The following is a 24,823-nucleotide window of genomic DNA, read 5'->3' on the forward strand; positions in this document are numbered from 1 at the left end:
ATTATCAGTTTTCTTGAGTCGAGGGACTCTTTTTTATCCCAATTTGTCGCACTTGTAATTACAATTCACAGGTTTGATAATCAAACGAAGCTTCCGAAGGAATACCTAACACTTAAAAGTTCAACTCGCTTTCTTAATATCAAGACGTTTCAATGTCTGATTTAAGAATGTAACCGCCATCCCGATTTCCCTGGCTGTTTTGGCTTTGTTCCAGTTGTGTTTTTGGAGATGGTAGAGGTAGTATTCTTTTTCTATTTCTTTTCTTTTTTTATCCAACCCTTGTTTAAACATCAAATAAGAGCAATCAATATTTTCACTAGAGTCAGATATATTTCCATCGAATTGCTCTGCATCTTTTAAAAATTCTTCAACATCATCCTTCCCGATAATATTTCCTTTGCACCGAACCATTCCCGTCTCGATACACAATGCCAATTCGCGAACATTTCCATTCCAACGATTCTTTAAAAAAATCTCCATCAGATCATCACTAACACCTGCAATTTGTTTCTTAAATCCATTATTATATTTACGAACAAAGTAATCTACCAAGAGCGGAATATCAGGCTTTCTTTCGTATAAAGGAGGCACTTTCATTTTATTTGTTTTAATCCTTTGATACAGGTCCATTCTAAAACCACCATCGTTGACACACTTAGGCAACACTTTATTTGTTGCAAAAATAAAAACAACGTCAACATGTATCGGTTTTGCCGGAGCCCCGATCCTGGTAAATGTCTTATGTTGAATCAACCGCAATATTTTACACTGATGATAATTTGACAATTCACCGATTTCGTCAAAAAAGACGACACCACCATCTGCTTCTTCAATTTTACCTTTTTTAGCAACCGCCCCATTAAAAGCATTTTTTTCATGTCCAAACAATTCACTTTCAAATAATTCCTTTGAAATCGTTGTGCAATCAATAATGGCAAGTGGTGCTTCTTTACGCGGACTCACTTGATGGTAATATTTCGCAAGTTCTTCTTTCCCGGTCCCATTTTCGCCAACAAACAACACATTACTCTGCGCAAACGCCGCATCACAAATTTTATCGGTTATTTCGATAATTTCAGGTGTTTTCCCAATAATCACATTCTCATTCGCATCATAATCTTCCGAATCCCTGCTTTTTGTTCTTGGTTCGAGACACTTTCTGATTTTTTCCAAAAGCAAGTTTTCATCAGAAATTGGTTTTAAAAAATATCCATTAATCCCCAATATTCGCAGCCGCTTCATTTTTTCAGCATTCATCGTGCCGCTTATTACAAATACCGGCAATTCATCAATATTTGGATATGATTCCCGAATGTCTTTTAAGATATCAATACCACGAACATCCCTTTCATCGCCAAAACTTAAATCCAGCGTAATAAGATTCGGCGCAAACATCTCAATTTTTTCCAGCACACCTTCAGGACTCAATAGATAGTCAACTGTGTAACCTTCATCTTCAAAAATGGTTTTCAGTGTCTGGACAACTTTAATTTGATCTTCCAAAACAAGAATTCTCACCAACAGAGTTCCTCTCTTTCCACTATTTTGTTTTTAACAGTGGCAAAACAATATAAAATGTCGTTCCTTTTCCTACAAGACTTTTAGTAATCCCCATCTCGCCGCCCATGATCCCAACAAGCTTTTTGGCATTTGCCAGGCCTAAACCCATACCGGCTTTTTTCGGATGCAATTGAATATATGGCAGGAATATTTTCCGCCAATTTTCCCGAGCAATCCCCGGCCCTTGATCCTCAACAAATATCTTCACGCTCTCCGCTTCTTTCTTCACATCAACGGTTATCGTGCTGTTCACCGGGGAAAATTTTATTGCATTATGAACTATATTTTTTATTATCCGGCATGTAATTTGTTGATCAACACTCACCAGGTGGGATTCTTTCTGTTGATTAAACAGTATTTTTATACCGAGACTAGATACTTGTTCCTCTACGCCTTCTAAAACCGATATCAACAGTTTTATCAAGTTAGTTTTTTCAAAAAAAGTTTCAACCGCCCCACTTTGTAAATGTTGCTGATCGTTTAAATTATTTAGAAATCGATCAATTGAGTCGGCACTCTCTTTCGTATTTTTCAAATCATTTTCTATATCTGGAATTGCTGTCTTTCCCTTTGTTTTTTTCAACAATGAATTCATTTTTCCCTGAATCACAGTCAAATCCTGCTTGGCATCATGTGTGATGCTGTAAATCATATCTTCCTTGGTTTTTTCTGCAATTTCCAATTTATGATGTATCCGAAAAAGAAAAAATCCCAAACCGGCAAGAATAAACAATAATACAATAATCAAGATGAACGCCTGAACAATGCTTTGCTTGGGTTTCTCATATTCGCTTAGTGAAAAAACCATTTTTATATTTGTCGGTTTATCCTGATAATTCAGTTTCTGATTAACGTATAAATCTCTCTTTTCCTCATCAAAATATGATGCTTGTGATCCAATCCCAGACTTATCCAACCATGCATCATCCAATCCCTGCCGATCGCCTGCCTTCCTGACCTCCTTTCCTTCAACATGAACTGATAAAAATCGGATAAAATCGATCTTACTCAAGAGCTGGATAATATCCGAAAAATAGCCATATTCCTTGTTGGCAATAAAATTTTCCGCAGTTTTGGAAATATGCATGGAAAAGTTTTCATGTTCAGCCTGACGAACTTCCTCAAAACGCACAAGATTAGACCAAATCCTCGTAATCGCTAACAATGAAATACAAATAACACAAAATCCGGCAATCATGATCCAGTATTTATTCAAACCAGTTCTTTTATTCATCTCACACCGCACTTTCTATCTTTCCAAACGTTCAATACCAAAATATTTCAGTATTCTGCGAATTTCCGGTTCCTGATGCATTTCTACTGCACTATTCATAAGATTTTGAATTGCTTGGTTTTTTACATTGCTCATTGATGTTCGCAAATAAATTGATATATTGGGTTTTGACTCAAACCTGGCAATCTCTTTCAATTTAGGAAAATCCGCCATAAATCCAGCAATCTTGTAAATGAATTCATACTCAATGATAGCGTCAACCGCTTTCACCTGCAAGGCACGCAGACTATCCCTGATATTTCGTTGAACCTCGATAATAGTGAAATAGTCATCATCTGCAAATTGCTTTTTCAATTGTTTCACAACTTTGACATTGGCACATCCAATCCGTTTTCCTTTTAAATCCTCCAATACGTTTATCCGACTGTCCGGTAGTGTTACCAGACAGCACGCCTGATCTTTCTTGCCATCAGTCACAACGGTTAATACCGGCAAAAGAAGTTGATGCTCTATGTATTGATCCAACTCCGCGTTGTAGGATGCAATAATATCAATCTTACCGTCCGTATAATTCAATTGAAGCTCGGCTGCACCTGCATAATCCAATTCAACAGGCATCCCGCATTGTTTTTCTAAATAGTCCTTGATATATTGTATTTTTTGTAAAAAGTCTGAACGACCGAGAAAATCTTCCCCAATTTTCGTCTCGATCCCGATAATAATCCTATCAATATACTTCTCAGGAATAACAGGGATAATATTTTTTTGCGTTTCAATTTGTACATTTTTCATTTCTAATTCCCTAACCAATTGATCAAACTTTTCATTCAGTTCAGCAAACACTTGCCAAGCTTCCTCTACTGACTGCTCAGCTCTTCCTGCCTTTTCTTTCAGATTTTGCGAACCACTTTCCGCCTTATAGACTGCCACAGTGGCTTGAAGCCTGGCTTTCCCAAGTAAACCCTGTTGGCGATCCAGCACTTCTTTCATTCGAATCGCAGTCTCCGGATCTTTGCCAGTCAACCCTTCCCAGGCCTTCGCCACTTCATCTTTAGTATTTTCTGATGTCTCTATGGCCATATTAGCCATAAGGGTCACTTCCGTTATTCGCAAAATTTTGTCCTTGTATTTTCTCCAATCTGAATCAGTCCGGTTCAATAGACTTCCCCACCGCAAGATCATACCAACGCGATGAGACCCCAAAGAACCTTGTATTTGAAATGGATATGAAAAAGCATAATCCAACTGCATATCCACGGAACCGGTATTCCACCAATTTTTAATACTCATTCCGGCAGTCGCACGATCAGTATTGATCCCCAGACGAATAGCAGCAATATTTTCAAGCCACCATGATTCAACCCCAAATTTAGGGAGATAAACATTATTGCGCATCGAGAGTTCCCCTGTCGCCAGCACTGAATCAAGCATAGCAATATTCTTATTCAGATGAAGCGTGTAAGCAGCCCCGAGCCGGTATATTGCCGGAACATATTCGTCACAGACCAAACCTACATTTGCAGGAATGATATTATCAACCGCAAAACCAATATTTAAATTCTCCAGCAGCGTAACCAAGATTCCGGCGTCTACGGTAAACCCATAACGCTGCCGGTCGTCCGAGGGAAAATCATCCCTGAATTCATCCCCTACATCAACAATCCAATGCAAGACTTTCGCGGTCATGCCGAAATCAATCGTCAAACCGCTGTCAAGCGTGTAGGGTTTCCAAAGATTTTTTCCATATGACATTGTAAATGTATTTTCTTTATATAAAACTGTATCAAACTGAGTCCAGCTAATTCCCATGGTTCCATAAATCCCGGAAATCGGAACTGCCAGAGAAAGGAAATTATATCCAAACCGGTCATCAGCATTATTGTATAACCGCACATTGAGGTTAGAATAAAGATCCGCATACATACCAATCAATTCCATAGCAGTCAACCGGCTCAATCCGGCCGGATTGAAAAGCACTGCATTGGCATCATCCGCCACAGCCACAAAAGCTTCTCCCATACCCGCAGGCCTTGCGCCATCAATAAAATCCATAAAATAAGTATGTCCGGGGGCCGCACTCGATAGTATCAAACCCATCAAAGCTATGATTTGAATACTCCGGCGCAGACAAAGAACCAATCTGGCGCTGCATTCGCATGCTAAAAATTGTAACCAATACAATTTCATTTTCCCCATTTTTCCGCTCCTAGTAACTAGATGTCATTCAACACCATAATATTTCACACTATTTTTTTTATATTTTCCTGTGCAAGCGTATTTAAAGTTATCATAACTTGTATATTGTTTTTTGTGCATTTTCACTTAATCAACACAACTTTCCCGGTCACCCGTTTTCCCTCTGCCTCAATCTGGTAAATATACACCCCGCCCTCGCAGAGATGCCCGGCATCCGAGCGCCCGTCCCAAATCCGTTTGTTTTCCAACTTCTTCACGATTTTCCCCTTCAAGTTCATGATGCTTACCGAATACGGCATCATAGGATTATCCATCCCAAAAACAAACTCAACTAATTTCCCATTGTGCGGAACATAAGGATTCGGGACGGCATAGCCACCATTAGAGAAACATGGAAGCGCGGTTGGAGTTGCAGTTGCAATTGGCGTACTCGTCGTTGTCTGTGTAATCGTCGGTGTAATGGTAGATGTTGGCGTGCTGGTTGGCGTCGGAGTAGGCGGCACAAATACTTCTTTGGCAATATAGACTTGTTTTGCGTCCCAAGATGATCCATCCCGCTCATCCCATCCAACGTAGACAACACCACCAGATTGAGAGATACCGGAAGCATCTGTAATTCTGCTATTATCGCTCAATTTCGTGTCCAGCATCTCCCAGGAAAAACCATTCCAGTATTTTATAAAGACATCCTGACCATAATAATGCTCCACAGAAACCAACGGGGTATTTTCAAAAAAAGCAATCCCTGACACTGTGCAGTAATTCATTTGCGGTATGCTCTCCACAAGATTCAAAGAATCCCCCAGCTGGGTCCACGCACCATTATCAGAATAAAAAACCGAAACAACTTGAGGCCAGTAATTATTCGGACCGCTTGATCTAACGATATAGAATGTCCCATCTTCTGAAACCCCCATGGTATATGAATCTGCTGCATAAACTGCAGAATTTATTTTCCGTTCCCAGGTAGTTCCATTAAAAAATTTCAAATAGACTGGCGCGGTGCCAAACCCCTGTTTATAGGCCACATAAGGAACATCTTCGTATACTTCAATAAATGGTTCTATACCAGATTCCCCATCATCATTTACATGGTTCCCCACCAATGACCAATCTGTTCCATTCCATTTTTTGACATAAACAGTAATTGGTGTGATGTCGGATTCATACCAGGTCATATATGGCATTTCAGTGCTATCAACAGCCAGCTTGGGTGGATACATATCTGCAGTAGCATTCACTCTGAAGCTGCTTCCAATATTGGCCCATGAACTCCCATTCCATAAATATGCTGTCAAATCTTGGTCAACATTTGCTCCTGCGCATGCTAAATAGATTTTATTTTGCGAAACCACTTTGATGTCAGGATAAGAATGCTGTCCAAAAACACTGCCAATTTGTTCCCAGTCTGTACCATTCCATTTTTTTACATATACCTTATCATCTGTTGCATATCGGGATGTTGTTTCATAAAACGCAATATAAGGAGTGCCATCCGGTGCACAATCCACACTGGTAAAACGTGCCGCATGATCAACATTTGTATTTAAGTAATCTCCAAGTTGTTCCCACGCACCAAAAACAACATGAGTTGAAAATAAAAGACAAATCATAATTAATAAAAAAATATTTCTAAACATAAAAACCACCCGACTTCCTTTATTATAAATATCTATTTAATTATAAGATGCTTCCAACATAGTTTTTATTGCATTATTTTTTATGTGATTAGGAATTAGCAATTATTCAACAAGTGCTTGTAAATAAGAAATGGTTATTTAACCAGCACAACCTTCCCGCTTGCGCGCTCCCCCTCCGTCTCAATCTGGTAGATGTAGACGCCGCCCTCACAAAAACCGCCTTGTTCATTTCTGCCGTCCCAGGTATTCGTGTTGTTCAAGGACCTCACATGCCTCCCGCGTAGATTCATGATTTTTATACTGTAATCTTTGATTAAAAAATCAGATATTTTCCCTATCCGGGTAAACATCCCGGTTGTGGGTGTAAAAGGATCGGGATCTGCATAAGCATCGCAGAAAAGATCTTCATCCGAATGATTATCCGGCCTAGAATAAATTCTAATATAATCAATTTTCACTTCACTCTGCCCGGGAATGCCATCAATCCACAGTTTAATTACGGAATAGTCCCAACCGGGTTGATGCTCAATCCGGGCATATTCAATGCGTTCTGACACAAGATTGTCAAAAACCAGAAAATTATTTTTATCATTATAAACATCCTGAATTTGAACATCCAATGTTGTATCAGGAGACATACTTTCAATTTTAATCTCAAATATATTATCATGATCCAATATCAGGCTTGAAATAACCGGAGACATCACATCGCCATACTCCTTATCTGCATTTTGTTCCAGACGAATAACGGCATAGCCCTGACCATCACCACTAATTGTGGCATTGTTATATCCTGATTGCCAGGCGTCCTCTGTGCGATTGATCGACCACTTAAAATTTTCGACATAATCCGCAGCATATACCGGCAGAACACTTGCAATCAGCACACAAACAAGCAATCCACACATCCAATAAATACATCTCACCCGCAGCATCATGTGTGCCTCATTTTTGAAAACATTCTTTTTATTTTATAACAACAATCGATCCATGAACGCGCTGATTGCCTGATTTGACCTGAAATAAATAAATCCCGCCTTCACATAAATGTCCCTGACTGCTTCTCCCATCCCATCGATACTCATTTTCCAATGTACGGATCAACCTTCCCCGCACATCCATAATCTTTATCGTATAGCTGTCATAGCCCGCAACCAGTTTGAATAAAATGTTGGCCATCTTACCATTGCCCGGAATAAACGGATTGGGTACAGCGAAAACAGCATTTTCAGGAGATGTAATACTCGTTTTCGAGTTGTCCTGCTGAGTATTATCTTTATAAATTTTCACATAATCAATTGTGTATGACGCCCCTTCTGCAGGCGCCTCAATTCCAAATGCAATCGTCAGCAATGCTGTACCGGTCCATAGTCGTTCCGGCTGAGTCAACAGATCAATCAAATAAATACCCGGTTGCGTAATCGTCGCAACACCAATGGAATCCCAAGTCGGGATTTCCTTCAGGCTGATTGGACAGGCTGTATTTTCCGTAAAACCGGAGACTTTCACTTCCATATAACGGCACTCATCAAAATCCCAATAAATCCCGGGTGTATACACTTCTGCCCAAGGATCTTCATGGCTCCCTTTATTCTCCACAAACGTAACCACCGCCCACGAACTTTCTGCTGTATACTCAATTCTCGCACCCATGTTCGTATCATCTTCACGATCCCACCAGTTCTTCACACTAACGCCTGCATCGCCAATTAGATCATCACGCCATAAAACCTGCTCTTCCGTGGTATTGCGGAATATTTTAACCTCATCCACGACCAGATAGGCTCCCGGCGAATCACTAATCACAATCCGAATACGAAAATCCTTGTAGCCCTGCCATTGCAGCGCATGAGCAAAATTGAATGAAAAAATACCCACTGCACCGCTTAGCGGATACAAAGGAAATTCCCGGCCAGGATTCCCGAGATCTTCCAGGCATATATTCCATTGCTGTGTTGCTGTATAAGATATATCACTTACATTAATTTGCAGTGTATTGTAAATATCCACATTGCATTGATAGATTTTCTCAGAATAAATTTTTGCTGAAGTCGTGATTCCGGCAGGTGTAATCATGGCATGAGAACCATCCTGATGATAAACAATAGACGCCATGTTTGGCTGCTGAATATCCGTTGCATCTTGCCACTTTGCCGGTTGTTGTCCGGGCAAACCATCAAAGGTATCCTGCCAGAATATATCCGAAGCAATTGCCTGACCGGCCGTACATGCAATGATTAAAATGACACTCCAAACGCGAATATTCATCATTTTCCCTTCATAATCCGGTTTTGTCATGTACACAAATAAAACATAATGCTGAATACGCCACATAACCTAGATGACTTCCGCAATCAAATTATTGCATGATTTTTGATACAGGCTGCATTTTATTTCCTTAATGATTTGAATCCAATATCCTGATATCTAGTCTCGCTTGATCAATGAATCCATGACTATTTTAAATAATTCCTTAGGATTATTGGCACTGGCCTGTGCACCGCGCTGGACCGCTTCCTGCTGCTCTTCAGGCCGGTGTTCCTCGCCGGTATACATGAAAATGGGCGTCTTGTCACCCTGACGCCTGACCGCATCCAAAAGGATATAGCCTTCGCGAGGTCCTTCCTTGTCATTCCCAATATCGGCAATGATTGCAGAAAAAGTCTCAGTGCGAAGTAATTGAAGTGCTTCATTTAAAGAATGGGCCAGTTTGAATGATATGCCCACTGCCTCAAAGGCCTTACGGATATAGATATGCAGCTCCGGTTGGTCATCCACCCATAAAAGCCGGTTGCATTTTGGTTTACCACATTTTTTTGAAGACTTGGGAAACAACCGAATGAGATCCACCAGTTGTGAAAAATCATCCTCATTGGTATTGGCTTTTTGAGACCGGGCGGTGGCCGCACCCAGCGATGCAGCTGCAGCCAGTTGGGTACGCACATAATTATCTTCATCCCTGAAATCTTCCGGACCGTATAGCTTCCCCGCATGCCGGATCACCAGCCAGGTAAAGACAATCAGGACCAGAACAGGAAAAAACACCATAAAATAAATCAACGGCAGCCGCTCATCCAAGGACAACGTGCGCGAAAACGCAGTCACAAATGCGGCAAACCCATAGATCAGGACAATGAACAAAGCAATAATGCGCAACGGATTCTTGGCCAGCCCTCTTGCCGTGGCCCCGAAATGGTCTATGGTATGGGTCATGATACTCACATCCCTGTTGATTATTTATAAAAGTATACGCACCCATTACCTGGCGATTACTTTTTAAACCATTGGCGTATCTTAGGAATTAGATCCATCCCCTGCTGCAATACTTTACCTGCCATGGTTGACGGCGCAGGCGGCCCCAGCACCGCAGATGCTTGCTCAACATTATTATACCCTTTCCATTTACCCACCTCGCGCAGTCCCATATAGGCCAAAATAACCGAGACCACCCAGGGAACGGACTGGAGATAGAGCTGACCGGCAAACGTGGTGGGACCGGCCTGACTGGAAAAAAAAGCTGCAAACTTCTCGATCACCGATGTATCCATTGCAGCCGGCAGCTCCAGCACACCGAAAAAGTGTTTGAATGTCCCATAGGCTTCAATGCCCAACCGGGTTTTTAAAAACGGCAGCCAATGAAGCAAAATGTTCTGGATCACATCCGCAACCACCAAAAAAAACGGAAACAAGACATAATACACCATCCAGCGCACAGCCCAGGGCCGGGTGGTCATACGCAGCAATGCAACCTTGTCTGCTGCTTCTGTGGATATTTTCTCCACACTGCTCTTATCCACCAAACCGATTTCGATAGCCAGGCGCTCGTTTTGGGCAGCGTATTTCTCCACTTCCTTTGACATGATCTCAGCCCAGCGATTCTGCTGGTCCAGCGGCAATTTGGTGATCTCGGTTGCCAATTCTTCAGGAGTTGATGCCTGTGCTATATTGCCGGACACATCTTTGACCGTCTCCTTGCCTTTATTAAAAAGATCTGTTACCTTGCCAATCGCTGAAATAATTCCCGGGATTGCTGCCAAAAGTTGAAGCATGATACACCCTCCTTCGTTTGCAATATTTTTCCACAAATAATTCACTTACACCGCCTTTAAAAATTCGGCAGTTATGCGACAAGTAAATCATGTGCCGCCAATGCTTCGCGCACCTGCTCCGCAGTCATGGTTTTCAAGGGATTACCACCAACAGATAATTGCGCATGCGGATATTCACGAAACCGTGTCCAGTCTCCAGCCCAATACATGCCAACCTTACGCACCGCTTCACCATAGGCATCCCAATAAGCCTTGGCCTGGAAATAATTCCAGCACGGTTTACTATTAATCATGGGCACCGCATCCCAGGCCTGACCGTAATTATGCCAAGACTCGCCCGGTGCGGCATTGGTCACGTGCCTACCGTAACAGGGACCGACATTCTCGATCACTTCCGCCAGAAATCCCAGACCACGTTCATTGAACTTGTTAATTTTGACATTGATTTCCTTGCGCGAGCGCGACTGCCGAAACAAACGGGCCTGTTCCTCCAGCGGCCGCAAAGAGCAATAGATGAGCAGATCGAAATGCCCGGCTTCCTGGCAGACTTTCTGCACAACCAGAGCCTTTTCCTTTACCTCGGGAATCAAATCATCTAAATCGCGGGATGCCATATGAATCACCCTCCTTTTGAACATAATATCGTTCTTACTATAAAGACGGAGAAACAGTGCAAACGTTACGGCAAAATTGAGATAAAAAGCGAATTTTTAAGCCTGAGGGGACGTATTTGAATTAAGGAATTAAGGATTTTCTTCGATTTTTACGGAATTTCCACTATTCTGATTTTTTCCTACATTTTTGTCATTCTTTTCTGTCCCTGCTGTTGGGAATGTGTAATTCTTCACGGTATTTATTGACTGTCCGCAATCCAATGACCAATTCCAGTTTTCCAAGCTTTTCTGACAAAATCCGATCTGACCAAGGGCGCTGTTTATTTTCTTGCGCAATCAAATCAGCCAGCATTTTTTTCATCTTGGGAGGCGAAAGCTCTTCACCATTTCGACCGAAAAAGCCACGACATAAAAAATCCTTACATGCCAGTGTCTTGCCTTGATGTGTCAGGATATATTTTTGCTTCAACAACCGGCACATCACCGAATGTTCACAACCAACCAGAGCCGCAAGTTTTTTGGCTATCAGCGGTTTGAGATAAAATTCACCCTGTTCCAGAAAATCACGCTGTTTTTCAACCATTGTTTCCAAGGCCTTTTGCAGTCTTTCACGCCTCAACACCAATGCCTTGGTGATCTGCTCAGCCCTATATTTGAGTTTTTCCAGATGCTTTTTGATATCCGGAGGAAGTTTACCGTTTCTGCGAAGATGCTTGAACAATGCCGTATTAACGCGAATATCAGGGATATCATTGTTCAAAAGAACTACTTTGTATATTTCGCCCTCTTTTTCGATCTTTGCATCCGGTTTCACATAGCGGATATCCCGGGTATATTCCATATTCACGGAAGGATAGCGGTGCATGGCGCGGATAAGCCTGACCGCTTCCTTGACTTCCACAATATCGGCCTTGGTGTGTTTATAGATGTTTTTATAAATGCCCTTAATGCTGTCTTTGTAGAATTGTTTGGCAACCAACTCCGCCAGTTGGTTCCTTTTTTCCAGCATTTGGAGTTGAATCAGGCAGTACTCCCCGGCATTTCGTGAACCAATGCCATAGGGTTCAATACGCTGCATCTTGAAAAACACATCCTCGATAAAATAATCCCGCACCCCCAGCTTGTCGGCAAATTCCTGAGTATCCCCGGCAAAAAAATAATGCTGGTCCAGGAATTCGAAAAGAACTTCCGCAACAGAAAGTTCATCATCCGTCATTTCCAGATTCATGGCATTGAGAAACCGGCTATCCGGCGAATCCTCCGCCATCCTGTCCGGCTGCCAATGCTCCGGGATGATCTCCCGGTCTTGTTTGGGAATATCATCCTGACGAAACCAAGCTTCCCAATTTTCCGTATAGTTCTGCTCGTCCTTTTCTTGAGGCTGTTTTTCCGGATCATGGACCTGGAGCAAAGGATTAACACTCGCTTCTTCGTCCAGGCTCTTTTTCAAATCCTGATTCGGAAGCTGCATGATCCTGGCTGTAAGGATCAACCGCACCACTTGGTGGAGACGGAGTTCATGTTTGATTGTCTGTTCTTGTTTGTGCGTAAGATTCATAATGCACCTACAATAAAGATGCGCCTGGCGAGCATTTTATTTCACAAAAAACACGTTTTCTTTCACGAACCGCATCATCGAACAATGCCCACTACAACCGGAGACAACCTGGAGGACGTTTCGTTTTAAATTTCAATTTGATGAATGCTTTTATAGGGAATCACTCTATACTTTGTACGTTTCTGCTTCTCTTCCCCACCATAAACCAACAGGCCATTGTTATCCGCTGATTTGTTTAATCGATAGTAATATTCAATCCCCTTGAAATAACCTTCATTAATTGTTTTACCTGACTTAATCTCAATAGGGATCTGTATTGTACCCTTATCGGCAATAACATCCACTTCATTTCCAATATTGTCCCTGAAGTAATACAAATTACTCTTTTTCCCGGAATTAAACCGTTTTTTCAGCAATTCCGAAACAACAAATGCTTCAAACAACGCGCCCCGCAATGGATGATTGGTAAAATGTTTGGAATTCTCTATTTCCAGTAAATAAGCTGCCAATCCAACATCCAGAAAGTAAAGCTTCGGGGCTTTTATCAATCGTTTATTAAAATTTTTATAGTGCGGTTTAAGCAAATATATAATATGACTGGCTTCCAAAACTGATATCCATTGTTTCGCTGTATTGTGATTGATCCCGCAATCATTGGCTATCGCTGAAAAATTCAAAATTTGACCATTGCGTGCAGCACACAGTTTCAGAAACACTTCAAACGTTGACAAGTCTTTAACATTTAAAATCGTTCTTATATCCCTCTCTAAATAGGTACTCACATAAAAAGACATTGCTTCTGTAGGATTCAGTTTTTGATCAAATATCCTGGGATAAAAACCTTGATAAAGCATTTCAAATATATCGGCGGATTTATTTTTATACAGTTCATTATATGAAAACGGCAAAAGCGTTACCAACGCTGTTCTTCCGGCCAATGACTGAGAAACACTGGTCATCAATTCGAAATTTTGGCTGCCCGTAAGAACAAAAAGGCCGTTTCTCTTTTCCTGATCAACAGCCCCCTGAATATACGACGGCAAGTCCGGTGCACGTTGAATCTCATCGATAATCGCCCCGGTTTTAGTACATTCCGCCAGAAATCCGACAGGATCATCCTGAGCGTATTGGCGAGTAGTTAAATTTTCGAGAGAAAGGTATTTAAGTGATTTGAACAGTTTTTTGCACAGTGTTGTTTTGCCTGATTGCCTTGGGCCGGTAATGGTGACAACCGGATACTGCCTAGCATAGCTTATTACTTTTTCTTCCACAGTTCGCTTTATCATAGTCAAAGTATATCGCACTTTTACATATTGTCAATACAATCATCAATATGTAAATACACCAATGTCGAATGGACATGCCCAACCTTTGGTTGAAAACCAAATATATCCCCTTCAATGAGTGCAGATGGGTAAGGGGACGTATTTGAATTAAGGAATTAAGAAATCGCTCATTCCCGTCCCACAATCGTCCATTTACGGGAATATCGTCTGCCTCTTTGAATCATTTTGCATATCGCAGATTCAGATACGCCCAAATATCCGGAAATTTCTGATGTTTTCATACCCGCCTTATCTTTGGCCATGCAGGCAAAAACCGCTCTTGCCATCGATTCTCGATTACCGCGTTTCCGCTCCAGCAATTCATTACCCTTGATCCCTGATTTTTTATGAATATATGAAAAAAGATCTTTCACAGTCCAGTTGACCTTAATTTTTCCTTCTACAGATTTATTAGCCTTCTTCAAAATCCCACCGACATACTCCCCATCCCCCAATATCCGTTCATCACTTTGCCACATTTCCTTATTTTTCATCATCCCCCTTACCACATCCCATCCGCCGGCGCTCCTTCTGAGTCCACCACCTCGGAGCATATCATCACGCCCATTGTCTTTTGCAGCGTTGACGAATTCCAAATACTTTTTTATCGCGTATGATTTTTTCGCCGAAAACCGAAGATAGACTTCTTTGGTTTCTTGCCATGATCTCCTGATTTTACCGACCAGCGTCGAATGGCCGCACCAGGGATATTTTGACAGCTCAGTCAAATCTTTAACCATTCCGGCACGAATTGGATTGAGATGAATGTAGCGAATTAATTCTAAGAAGTAGGTTTCCTTCTGACATAGTATTGATTTGTATCGGTTCTGAAATAAATGTCCACATCGCTTGTGTCGGACATTAAAATTAACTGCATAACCGGTCAGTAATCGGTGCATAAATGTCGAGAGGTGGCCATTCCGTGGCATGCCCAGTAAATGAATATGGTTATCCAGCATAGCCCATGCATAACAAACGACTTCACACTCGCCCAGCAATGCAATCAATCGCTGCAAAAATAGCTTTCGGTCTTTATTGTCGTGAAAGATCTTCCGGCGCTCGATTCCTCTCGCAATAACGTGATACATCTCTCCAGGGATATTGATTCGCGGTTGTCTCGGCATATTTCTTTTGACCAATTTCCCGCAGATTTCTTGCAAACTTTCTCAACTTTTTTCATCGCCTTATTTCCTTATTTCAAATACGTCCCCTACCCATGTGATACATCTCTCCAGGGATGTTGATTCGCGGTTGTCTCGGCATATTTCTTTTGACCAATTTCCTGCGGATTTCTTGCAAACTTTCTCAACTTTTTTTCATCTCCTTATTTCCTTATTTCAAATACGTCCCCTTCCACTGGCTGTAAGAATCAAGCGTAACACCTGGTGTAGGCGGAGTTCCGGACGAACAGTCTGATTATGCCCCTGGGTGAGTCTCATTTTACCAGCACCACTTTCCCTGTCACACGCTTGCCTTCCGCTTCGATCTGGTAGATGTACACACCGCCCTCGCAGAGGTGGCCATTATCCGACCGGCCGTCCCATGTTTTCTTGTTCTCCAGCCTTTTCACAATTCGGCCTTTAAGATCCATGATGCTTATTGAATAGGATGCTAGAGGGTTTCCCATTTCAAAAATAAATGTAACCTGCTTTCCAACATGCGGAACAAAGGGATTTGGAATAGCGTAACCGCCACGAGGAAAAAGTGGCATTGATGTAGGTGTTTCAGTAACGGATTGCGTCCTAGTCACTGTTGGTGTTTTGGTCAGTGTTGGCGGAACTATTTTGGTTGGCGTATTTGTTTTAGATATAGTCGGTGTCAACGTAACAGTAATCGTCTTTGTATTAGTCATTGTTGTGGTCATCGTTGATGTTTGACTATCAACAGGTGTAATAGTTACTGTAGGGGGAGATAGTCTCCATATCGCCATCCCTTTATTCACACATACCGTTACGATATTCTCATTTTCGATATCTATTGCGCTACCGTAAGTCCCAATCACAATTGCATCATCATTATTTGCAATCATTTTAGGTTCATCAGGATCAGCAAGGTCAAATACTCTCAATCCAATACCAATGCTATATACTTTCCCTGCACTTACAACATTATCCTGTGAAACAGTATTTTTGAAAGGTAATTGATCACGAGGATTTTCCGGATTAGCTACATTCAATATTATTGAAGGAGCATTTTGCAAAGAACAATAAGCCCTGTTATTTGCAACAACAACATTTTTAAAAGTCCTATAATTGATATAGCACCCCAAAAATTGAGGAACCGCCAATTCAGAAATATTGTATATCCTCAAACCCTGCAAACCATTTGCGACATATGCAATGTCCCCGACAATCATCGCGCCAAACATCGGATCAGCCGTTATCGTCCCAACCCATATAGGATTCCCCAAATCGGCCAAATCAACTGTATCGATTCCGTAGCCATGGGTTAATATTCCTTTCCCATTGCTAATGGACATTCCATTAATATGATGAGAGCTAGTAAATGTACAACTACTATAATATTGAGGTTGTCCAATATTTGAAACATCAATTATTTCCAAACTAGAAGGATAATTAAATGCTGCTATCAATTTATCATCCAGCACAACCACGCTTCGTGCCCGTTTGGAATTGTAGTACGAACCTACTACTATAGGATATTCAGGATCAGATATATCAAATATTTTTATACCGGCATCGCCATCAGCCACATATATTTTTTCATTATTCACACAAACATCTTGAGCGCTTGTATTATATATCATCGGATAATTAGATAGTTCCTCCAACACATCCGAATATGATGGAGCAGGAATAAAAATGCCAATAAACATAATAACACCAGCAATAAATAATCGCATTCAATTCTCCATCTTTATTATTTTACTTACTCAGTTTTAAATACCCTTGACTTCCAAATCCAATAAATTTAACACTCAAGTGTAGATACAGTCAGCAAAGCTATCCCATCATATAAGATGCCTCTCAACCAACTTTTATTGCAAACTATTTTTGGCATTTCATGATTAATTCTAAAATATTCACAAATCCAGCATTTTTTTCCTGTAAAAGAAAAACCCCTCCCATTTCAGGATGGGTTTTCAGAAGTTCCAGTTCAGACAAAATCAGGCAAAGATTAACCTGATATCCTAACTCCGTCTCCCGTCACTTAAGTTATTAAGTTAACTCCTGGGTTTCTCCAAACTTTCTCGACTTTTTTCCATCCCCTTATTTCCTTATTTCAAATACGTCCCCTACCACAGGGACTTATTCGATTATTCGAACTCCGGCACCTAAGACACACACGTCCCCTTTCACTTTCACACAAAGTTGACTCAGGGGCGCCCTGACCTTTCCGCGGTTCTTCTTTCTTTAAATCTTTCCTCATCGAGTGAAACATCGCCATTTTTATCAATTTTAACATTCACAACATCACCTCGTTTTAAAACATCATCATATTTTTTATAAAATTCCAAAACTTTATCGACTATTTGTTCATTAGAAATCGGTTCTGAATGTTCTCGCACTAATAATTTTTTTTGTCCATCGATTGCAAAATTCACTGCACCCTCTTGATAAATATCATTCAATTTATTAATGATTTTACCGTCCGCCTCAAGAGAAAATGCATCAAATGCAGCACAACCATTTTTATTAGCTACCTGATCGTGAATATTATAGATGTTTAAATAGGCTTCCAATTTATCCGTTATTGTTGTCGAAATCTGGTGATCATCTCTATTCGGTTGAGAATATGCTACGAATACAGTTCGTTCCAACTGATCTTCTGTTAATCTTTTAAGTACTCCTTTCGCCACTTGATTCCCATGACTGAATCCTACCATAAGCCCGCGTCCGCTTCCTTGACCAGCTAAATACTCGTCTGTCGAACTTTGAAGTACAATTTCATCAACCCTGCCATAATGACGCCCGGGGCCTATGCCATGTTTTTTTATCATCTTTTGTGTCCACGCAGAGCTTTCGTCTTTATTTGCTCCTGTCCATAGAGATGGAAATCCATATTTGTAATTTGATTCTGAATTGAAGTGTTTATTTAATACATCTAATATATTATTTGTATGTCCAGTGCCATAATATCTTGGCATAGGATTGTGCATGTTTTTCAATGGCCCACCGCCGTATCTTTCTTTGTTGTGCCAAGTGCCGGAAAACTCAAAAATGAAGAACGAGTTTTCATCCTCCATTCCATCCTTATCAAACCTCACAATTGGATTCCCACTACAAAACTCATACAAATCCAGCGATCCACCTTCTTCTCTTATCGGATCTGCACTCATCCACCTCCCCAACCACGGTGCATAGTAGCGTGCGCCGTAGTAGTAGAGTCCGGTGGTGTCGTCGCGCTCTTTTCCCGAGTAGCGATATTCTTTGAGTTTGACTTCTTTCTGATTAGTCCCTGCGATGAAGGATGTGCCGCCATAGGGAAAATATTCTTCGTAACTAATGACCAGGCCCTGGGGATCGATTTCGAGGGATGCGCTGCCGAGGTGGTTTTCAAATTGATAGCGGGTTTTGTTGGTATTGAGTTCCGAGGCATTTTCAAGTTCCCTCAATTGATCGTCCTGCGACCAGTTATGGCTAATGGCAACGCGTTTTTGGTCATCCATGACATGCAAAGATGTTCGTTCCAAAAGAGCTGTGGTGTTCTGGTAGATACGTTTGATCTCCACACTGCCTAAGTAAATTTTTTCTTCTACCTCTGTGACACCAGCGCCTTGCCAGGTTTCTTTGACTTTACGCACGCGGTTACCACCTGAATCATAGACATAGTACTCGGCATCATCCGGATCTGTGGGCCTCTCAATGACCACAGCTTTGCTGATGTTGTCGCGGTAGTTCCAGGCCAATGCTGCGATGTTTTCCAACTGAGTGCAATTGCCATTGTCATCAAAGAAGTCATCAAAATGAACCGGGCCGGTTTCAGGTTTTAATACGGCACGGTTGGTGAGGTCATCCACCTTGATTTTTCTGGTAAAGGACCGGCTGCTGTCAGCCGCAGTGTGCTTGATTTTGTGGAGATTGCCGGCCAGGTCATAAGAGTATTTCCGGGTATAATTGTCCAGCTTGTTGTCATCATTGGGATTGGCCAAAGAGATAAATTGGCTCTGCTTAAAGCTGTTAATATTTTTATAATAATCCGGCACTTCCAGACCTGTGTGTTCCCTGCCTTTTGCTTTCTCTAACCGATACAAAGCATCATAGGTGTAGTCATGTTTTGATTTAACATTCTGGTTGTTTTGAAATACCTGTTTATGGGATTTATCATTGAGTTTGGTAATATTCCCCACCGGATCATAGGTATATTCAATATTTTGCAACTTTTGATCATCACTTTGGCGGATGGTCTTTAGGCTGATCAACCGGAAAGTCTCCGGTTCGTATTCATAGACTGTTTTTGTATCATTGCCGTACTTGATTTTCTCCCGTTGCCCCTTGGGATTGTAAGTGATGTTTTTTACGACCTTCGCGTAACCCGACTCACCTTTGAACTTCACTTTCACTTGATCGAGCTTGCCCGATGGGTGGTACTGTGGTTTTACTTTGCTATCATCCGGATTGGTTTGTTTGACAACCCGCCCCAGCGCGTCGTATTGTGTCTTGGTTGTATAGAAAAGAGGCGAACTGCCGCCTGCCTCCATAACCAACAATGAACCCCAATCATCACCATCAATCCAATTGGCCTCCTGCTTGTAGTCCGATCGGATGGCACGGCGAATTTTGGCCGGTTCACCTTTGAAGGTGTAACGCGATATTTTATTCAATCCAGCCTGGTCCCAATGTTTGAACAATTGCCCGCGCAGGTTGCGGCCCACTGCATCAGTCACATCCTCGCCATAGATCAATTGCTCCGTGGTGTTGTCCAGACCATTACCCAGCACATGTGTTTTCACAGGCCGCTGCAAAGCATCATAGGTCATGCTGATATGATGTCCTTGGCTGTCAAAGGCATGCACAGGATTACCCAGCACATTGTTGATAATCCGATCATCACCCGCATCAATATTGATGGTGCGTATGACCTGGTCATTCATGTCATAAATATACTGAAAGGTCTGAACACCTGTCTGTTCAGCATATTGCCGGGGATCTGTGATGGTCTTAGGTTTGCCTTTGATATTGAAAGTGCTATAGGTATTCAGCACATCATCTGCTGTGGCTGTTCCTATATCTGTCAAATATTCAAAGCTCAAGTACTCCCTGCCCAGGGTATCGAGCAGACTCACCTGCGGTGTGTTGTAATGCGCTTCTGCTTTGGTCAAAGCATCCTGCTCATCTGTGGGCAAGGTATCTTTGAGTTGATAATAATCAGAATCCATGACTGTATCGTTTTCATCAAACTTGCTGATCTTCCAGGGCGTGAACTCTACTTTACTGAAAAATCCTTTGGGTGTATCTGTCCGGATCACGCGCAGCAAAGGATCATAGTGGATAATAGGTGTGACACCATATTCAGCAAAGAATTCTTCCGATGAATACTGATGCGTGCCCACATAAAAAGGTTCGTACTGCTTGATGGGTTTTTCTTTATTGTTATAAACCGTGCGTCCACTGGACAGCCAGCGCTCTATGACATCTTCCTCTGCATACGTGTCATCCGCCTGACGTACCCATGCCGGGCCTGGCTCGACCATGAGCTTGCTCTGCAATTCTCTGCCGAATCCATCGGAATAGGCAATGGTACGTTGATACAACGTTTCATCCGGCGCAACCAATTCCGAAACATGCGTCTCCCTGGCAATCAAGATAGACTGTGGTGGTTCCTGCCTATCCTGCCAGGCTTCGAGATCATAATAAAAAAAGATGGTTGCCTCTTGTAGGTACTTCCCAGGATCAGCCAGGACATTATCTATTGTTGCGTCGGTCTGTATGAGATAGACAGGATCACCCAAGGCATCAAACAAGGGAGTATCACCCTCGGGCACACCAAGTTCATCACCATAAGTACTGGTCGCAATGACCATGCCCATGGGATCGGTAATAGCCTCACTTTTATTCTCATTCGGATCAATAAGCTGCCAGGGCTGCAAAGTGCGGTAATCTATTTTGGCCTGACTAGTATTACCTAAAGCATCTTGTGTCTGAATAGGCACAAATACATAATCATCATAAGTTACCAGTACTTCTCCGCCAAAAGGATCAACCGTCTTGCTTGGCAGATAGAAATCGCCAACTTTGTAATGCTGGACGAATCCCGGATTCCAGTAGTAACCCTCTTGCAGCATATAACCAGCTGCTTCGACTTGCGCTCCTGTGAGTTGACTGTTATAGACATCTGTCAAAATATCCGGAGTGAAACAAGCCAATTCTGTATGATGCAGCAAGGCCTTGTCCGTGATCTCACCCAGGAGCAAGGCAGCATCCTGCGCTGGGTTCCAAAAATAATTCCGCGTCCATTGGAGCATTCTTGTTTGCAGACTTCCCGGAATAAATGCCTGGTCATAAGCAATGGTATTGGCCAGTGCGGTTTCAACATCTGTTTTCAGATCATTAAATTCCTTGGCATTGGCGTGGGATATGGCAAGGCCACCCAGTTCATAGGCTTTGGTTTCTTTTGGGACACCCACAAGATAATATGTATCATCAACATTAATCACTTCATTCATTGATAGGGTGGCATAGGCTTGTTGCTGCTCCGGGGTTGTTTCAACGCCTGGTCTACGCGGATAAACAACACTACATGTCTTCAGTGTATTTCCATACGCATCCACTTCCAGATTAAACTCATGACTGATCCGCGGATCTGCAAGATTTTGTTCATAATGATAAGTTAAAGTTTCATGCGCATGAGGAAAAAACACAGCATGTTTATTGCCTGCTGCAACGGGTTGGAGGGGCTTGATATTGAAATTTGCTTCTGTGACCTGATACGGAACATCCACGCCTTGCTCATACACTTCTTTACGCAAAGCACTGCCCTTCAATGCACGATAGGCCTCACGCAAAGCAACTACATCCAGATCTTGCTTATTTTCAATGATGGTATCTTCAAGATAAAATGCGTCCGGATCACCGGCATAATACTCTTCTTTATATTGTGTTGAGATTTTTTCCTGACGGATATATGCACCATTGTGGAACCAGGTCTTGGTCAGGATGGGTTTGACATAGTGCTGAGGATCACCGGAATATTCCTCAAAGGTTTCCGTGTCCAGCGTCTCGACCATGCCAAATCCCCGAAACTCACGCTCAAAGGTGTCATAAAATCCATGATGATAAATGCTTTTACTCTTCAACCGGCTGCCGGATATCTGGTCTATGGTCTCCACTTCATCCAAAACCTGGACCGGGAATGCCAGTTTGGTGATCCAGTGGTTCCCCTGCTGTTTATCTGCCAGATAATACTTGGAAGAAGGTGCATAAGTCAGTTTGACCAATTTCCCCAGATTGTTGTTGATCTCACTCAACAGATGCGGTTTGCGCTGCATCAGTTCCATATAACTTAATTGATACTGATCCTGATCAGGCCGTTTGGTCGACCAGACCAATGACATCGTACCTTTACTCGTGAAATCAATAAAAGAGATCGTAGATAAGGAATCAAAAGGCAGCGGGAAATCCAGAATCTGTTTATCAGAAAAACCATTGCCTGATTCATTGAGCCAATACTCCACCTGATCATTGCCAAAATAAAAAATATCCGGCGTACCACTGCCGTCCAGATCACTCAACTGGATATTGCGGGGATTGAAGTCTTGTTGATTGCTTGAGAATCGCGGAGCATTTTTCATCTCTACCTTGGGACCAAATTTGCCATAACCCAGGTTGGGCCAATAACACACGGATCCATTTTGGATGCGTACAATATCGGTCAATCCGTCGCCTGACATGTCGGACAAATGGATGGATTGGGTGGAATCAGCGAAAACCACACCCTGTAGGGAACAGGCATGCCTGTTCCCTACGCCATACCCGGTCCCAACGTCTGGAATATCGTATCCTTCTTTACCCTTTGATTCATACCATACCAATTGATCATCCTGGGTGATAAGAATATCCGGCAGACCGTCACCGGTCAGATCAATCATCTTGGCATTGGGATCGTTGATGTCAAAGGTGGGTTTGTTCTCAAAAGGGATGAATTGCTCCCAAACTTCATCCTTGTACTCATAATAGCCATTGACCGTATCACTGCGCACCACCAGTTCCTGGACACCGTCGCTGTTCACATCTGTGATCTGCATGGACTGGCTGCCTGCCAAAACCGGTTGCGGCACAGGTGTGATGGAACGCAAATCTCCGAATTGGCCGTCCCCAAGATTATCCTTGAAATACATGCCCCCGGACTGGAAAGTCATAATGCCGGAAAGCCCCTCACCTTTGAGGTCTACCCACTGATAGCTTGCATTATCTAAACCAATCGGCAGATTACGTTTACTCTCTTCATCTACTGTATGTATGGTGGTATCAATCTCCGGCTGGGTATAAGAATATTCCATGGCAGGCAGGGTCTTGGTCTCATAACCCGAAGCATTGCGCTTATAGCCCTTTTGTTGAACAGAAGTCAGGTATGTCATGGTGGATTGCTGCTGATAATTGAGTTCTAAAGATTTGACCAATTGCCAGTCATCCGTCCCAGGCGTTTCCGGGAAATTATGGAACATCAGCACACGTTGGCACAAGCGATAGGTGCGGACCTCAAAACCGGACTTGTAACTTGAGAAGGGATCTTGACGGACCGGCCAGTTCGTTTCTTCACTTGGCGCATCCGTGGTATGTTCCCCATAATCCAGAACCAGTTGCATATGGTGATTGGCCGGATCATTCGCCATAGGCGAATATTTGACGCGCTTCAAATATTTTTGGTTAAAGGCAAACCCATCTTTTATCCGCTGCCATTCAGTCACATCATTGGGTACATTGTCGCTATTTTCCTGTTTATACACATAATCAATCGTACTGCCTTTGGCATTGGTGGTTTTTTCCAGGAGCCAGGAAAAGACTTTCTGCGGATTGTCATGTGCCGCGATACGCGCCTGGGAAGTCAGACCGTAATAAGAGGTAATATTTTCCTTGGTCGTGGCCTGCCAATGAACTTCTCCATTATCCAGATTGCGCCATTTTTCAATACGCGCAAAAAGACCCTCAATGCGAGGACGATAAGATGTAATTTTGTAATTCGCCTGTCCTCCCGTAGGGGTGGGTTCCAAACCCACCCGCACAACCCGTTCCCATTCCTCCCCGTTTTTTTCCAATACCGGCACCAAATCCTCGGCACCGGAGAGAATAAATGTATCCGCATCTTCGGCGTCATTATAGGTAGGCAAATGTTTATCAGTCTTGCGGGTAATGGTGGGCACACCCACATCCCAGCCCAGGCCGAATGGGCTGTTGCCGGACCCAGAGTTGTAGCTGAGGGACAACTCAGGTGCAAAACCATTGCGCCCGGGTGTGAGCGGCAAAGGGATCGAGAAACTCCCGGTACCGGTTACGGCATTGGCCTGGAATTTCTCACCCATACCACTGATCGCACCGCCGCCTTTGGGCAAGTTGATCGCATGGTGTTTGATTTTATTTTTATCTTCCTGTTGATCAGGTTGATTTTGTTTTTGTGTTTCCTTTGCCATGACAGGCCTCCTTTTTTGAATTATTGTAGGGGCGAATAATTATTCGCCCCTACAGGACG

The 24,823-nt window shown here is 42.5% G+C and carries 14 protein-coding genes; all 14 read right to left on the minus strand.

Annotation, left to right across the window (positions count from 1 at the left end):
* Positions 1–120: 120 nt before the first annotated feature.
* Positions 121–1,518 (minus strand): sigma-54 dependent transcriptional regulator, encoded by a 1,398-nt coding sequence (locus K8S19_09245; GenBank protein MCD4813859.1) that lies wholly within the window; start codon positions 1,516–1,518, stop codon positions 121–123.
* A gap of 22 nt (positions 1,519–1,540) precedes the next feature.
* Positions 1,541–2,794 carry a HAMP domain-containing histidine kinase gene (locus K8S19_09250; GenBank protein MCD4813860.1) on the minus strand — a complete coding sequence of 418 codons (1,254 nt, stop codon included), beginning with the start codon at positions 2,792–2,794 and terminating at the stop codon, positions 1,541–1,543.
* Positions 2,795–2,809: 15 nt separating this feature from the next.
* On the minus strand, positions 2,810–4,990 hold the full coding sequence (locus K8S19_09255) for a PhnD/SsuA/transferrin family substrate-binding protein (GenBank protein MCD4813861.1): 2,181 nt from the start codon (positions 4,988–4,990) through the stop codon (positions 2,810–2,812).
* A gap of 122 nt (positions 4,991–5,112) precedes the next feature.
* Positions 5,113–6,630 (minus strand): hypothetical protein, encoded by a 1,518-nt coding sequence (locus tag K8S19_09260; protein MCD4813862.1) that lies wholly within the window; start codon positions 6,628–6,630, stop codon positions 5,113–5,115.
* A 134-nt stretch (positions 6,631–6,764) separates the two neighbouring features.
* The gene (locus K8S19_09265) at positions 6,765–7,568 is read right to left on the minus strand and encodes a hypothetical protein (protein ID MCD4813863.1); all 804 of its coding nucleotides are present in this window, start codon (positions 7,566–7,568) and stop codon (positions 6,765–6,767) included.
* 28 nt (positions 7,569–7,596) lie between these two features.
* Entirely contained in the window at positions 7,597–8,964 is a 1,368-nt protein-coding gene (locus K8S19_09270) for a hypothetical protein (GenBank protein ID MCD4813864.1), read from the minus strand.
* Positions 8,965–9,057: 93 nt separating this feature from the next.
* Positions 9,058–9,843 carry a response regulator gene (locus K8S19_09275; GenBank protein ID MCD4813865.1) on the minus strand — a complete coding sequence of 262 codons (786 nt, stop codon included), beginning with the start codon at positions 9,841–9,843 and terminating at the stop codon, positions 9,058–9,060.
* A 56-nt stretch (positions 9,844–9,899) separates the two neighbouring features.
* Positions 9,900–10,679: a hypothetical protein gene (locus K8S19_09280; GenBank protein ID MCD4813866.1), complete on the minus strand. Its 780-nt coding sequence runs from the start codon at positions 10,677–10,679 to the stop codon at positions 9,900–9,902.
* Positions 10,680–10,750: 71 nt separating this feature from the next.
* Entirely contained in the window at positions 10,751–11,293 is a 543-nt protein-coding gene (locus tag K8S19_09285) for a M15 family metallopeptidase (protein MCD4813867.1), read from the minus strand.
* A gap of 190 nt (positions 11,294–11,483) precedes the next feature.
* A complete protein-coding gene (locus K8S19_09290) occupies positions 11,484–12,851 on the minus strand; it encodes a hypothetical protein (protein MCD4813868.1) in 1,368 nt (455 codons plus the stop codon).
* A gap of 125 nt (positions 12,852–12,976) precedes the next feature.
* Positions 12,977–14,137 carry an ATP-binding protein gene (locus tag K8S19_09295; GenBank protein ID MCD4813869.1) on the minus strand — a complete coding sequence of 387 codons (1,161 nt, stop codon included), beginning with the start codon at positions 14,135–14,137 and terminating at the stop codon, positions 12,977–12,979.
* A 167-nt stretch (positions 14,138–14,304) separates the two neighbouring features.
* Positions 14,305–15,264, minus strand: a complete 960-nt coding sequence (locus tag K8S19_09300; protein MCD4813870.1) for a transposase — start codon at positions 15,262–15,264, stop codon at positions 14,305–14,307.
* A gap of 347 nt (positions 15,265–15,611) precedes the next feature.
* Positions 15,612–17,039, minus strand: a complete 1,428-nt coding sequence (locus K8S19_09305; GenBank protein MCD4813871.1) for a T9SS type A sorting domain-containing protein — start codon at positions 17,037–17,039, stop codon at positions 15,612–15,614.
* Between the two features lie 474 nt (positions 17,040–17,513).
* Positions 17,514–24,764 carry a toxin gene (locus K8S19_09310; protein MCD4813872.1) on the minus strand — a complete coding sequence of 2,417 codons (7,251 nt, stop codon included), beginning with the start codon at positions 24,762–24,764 and terminating at the stop codon, positions 17,514–17,516.
* Positions 24,765–24,823: the final 59 nt, after the last annotated feature.

This window comes from bacterium (genome assembly GCA_021108215.1).
In the GTDB taxonomy this organism is placed as follows: Bacteria; Oederibacteriota; JAAXVQ01; order JAAXVQ01; family JAUVAV01; genus JAIORK01.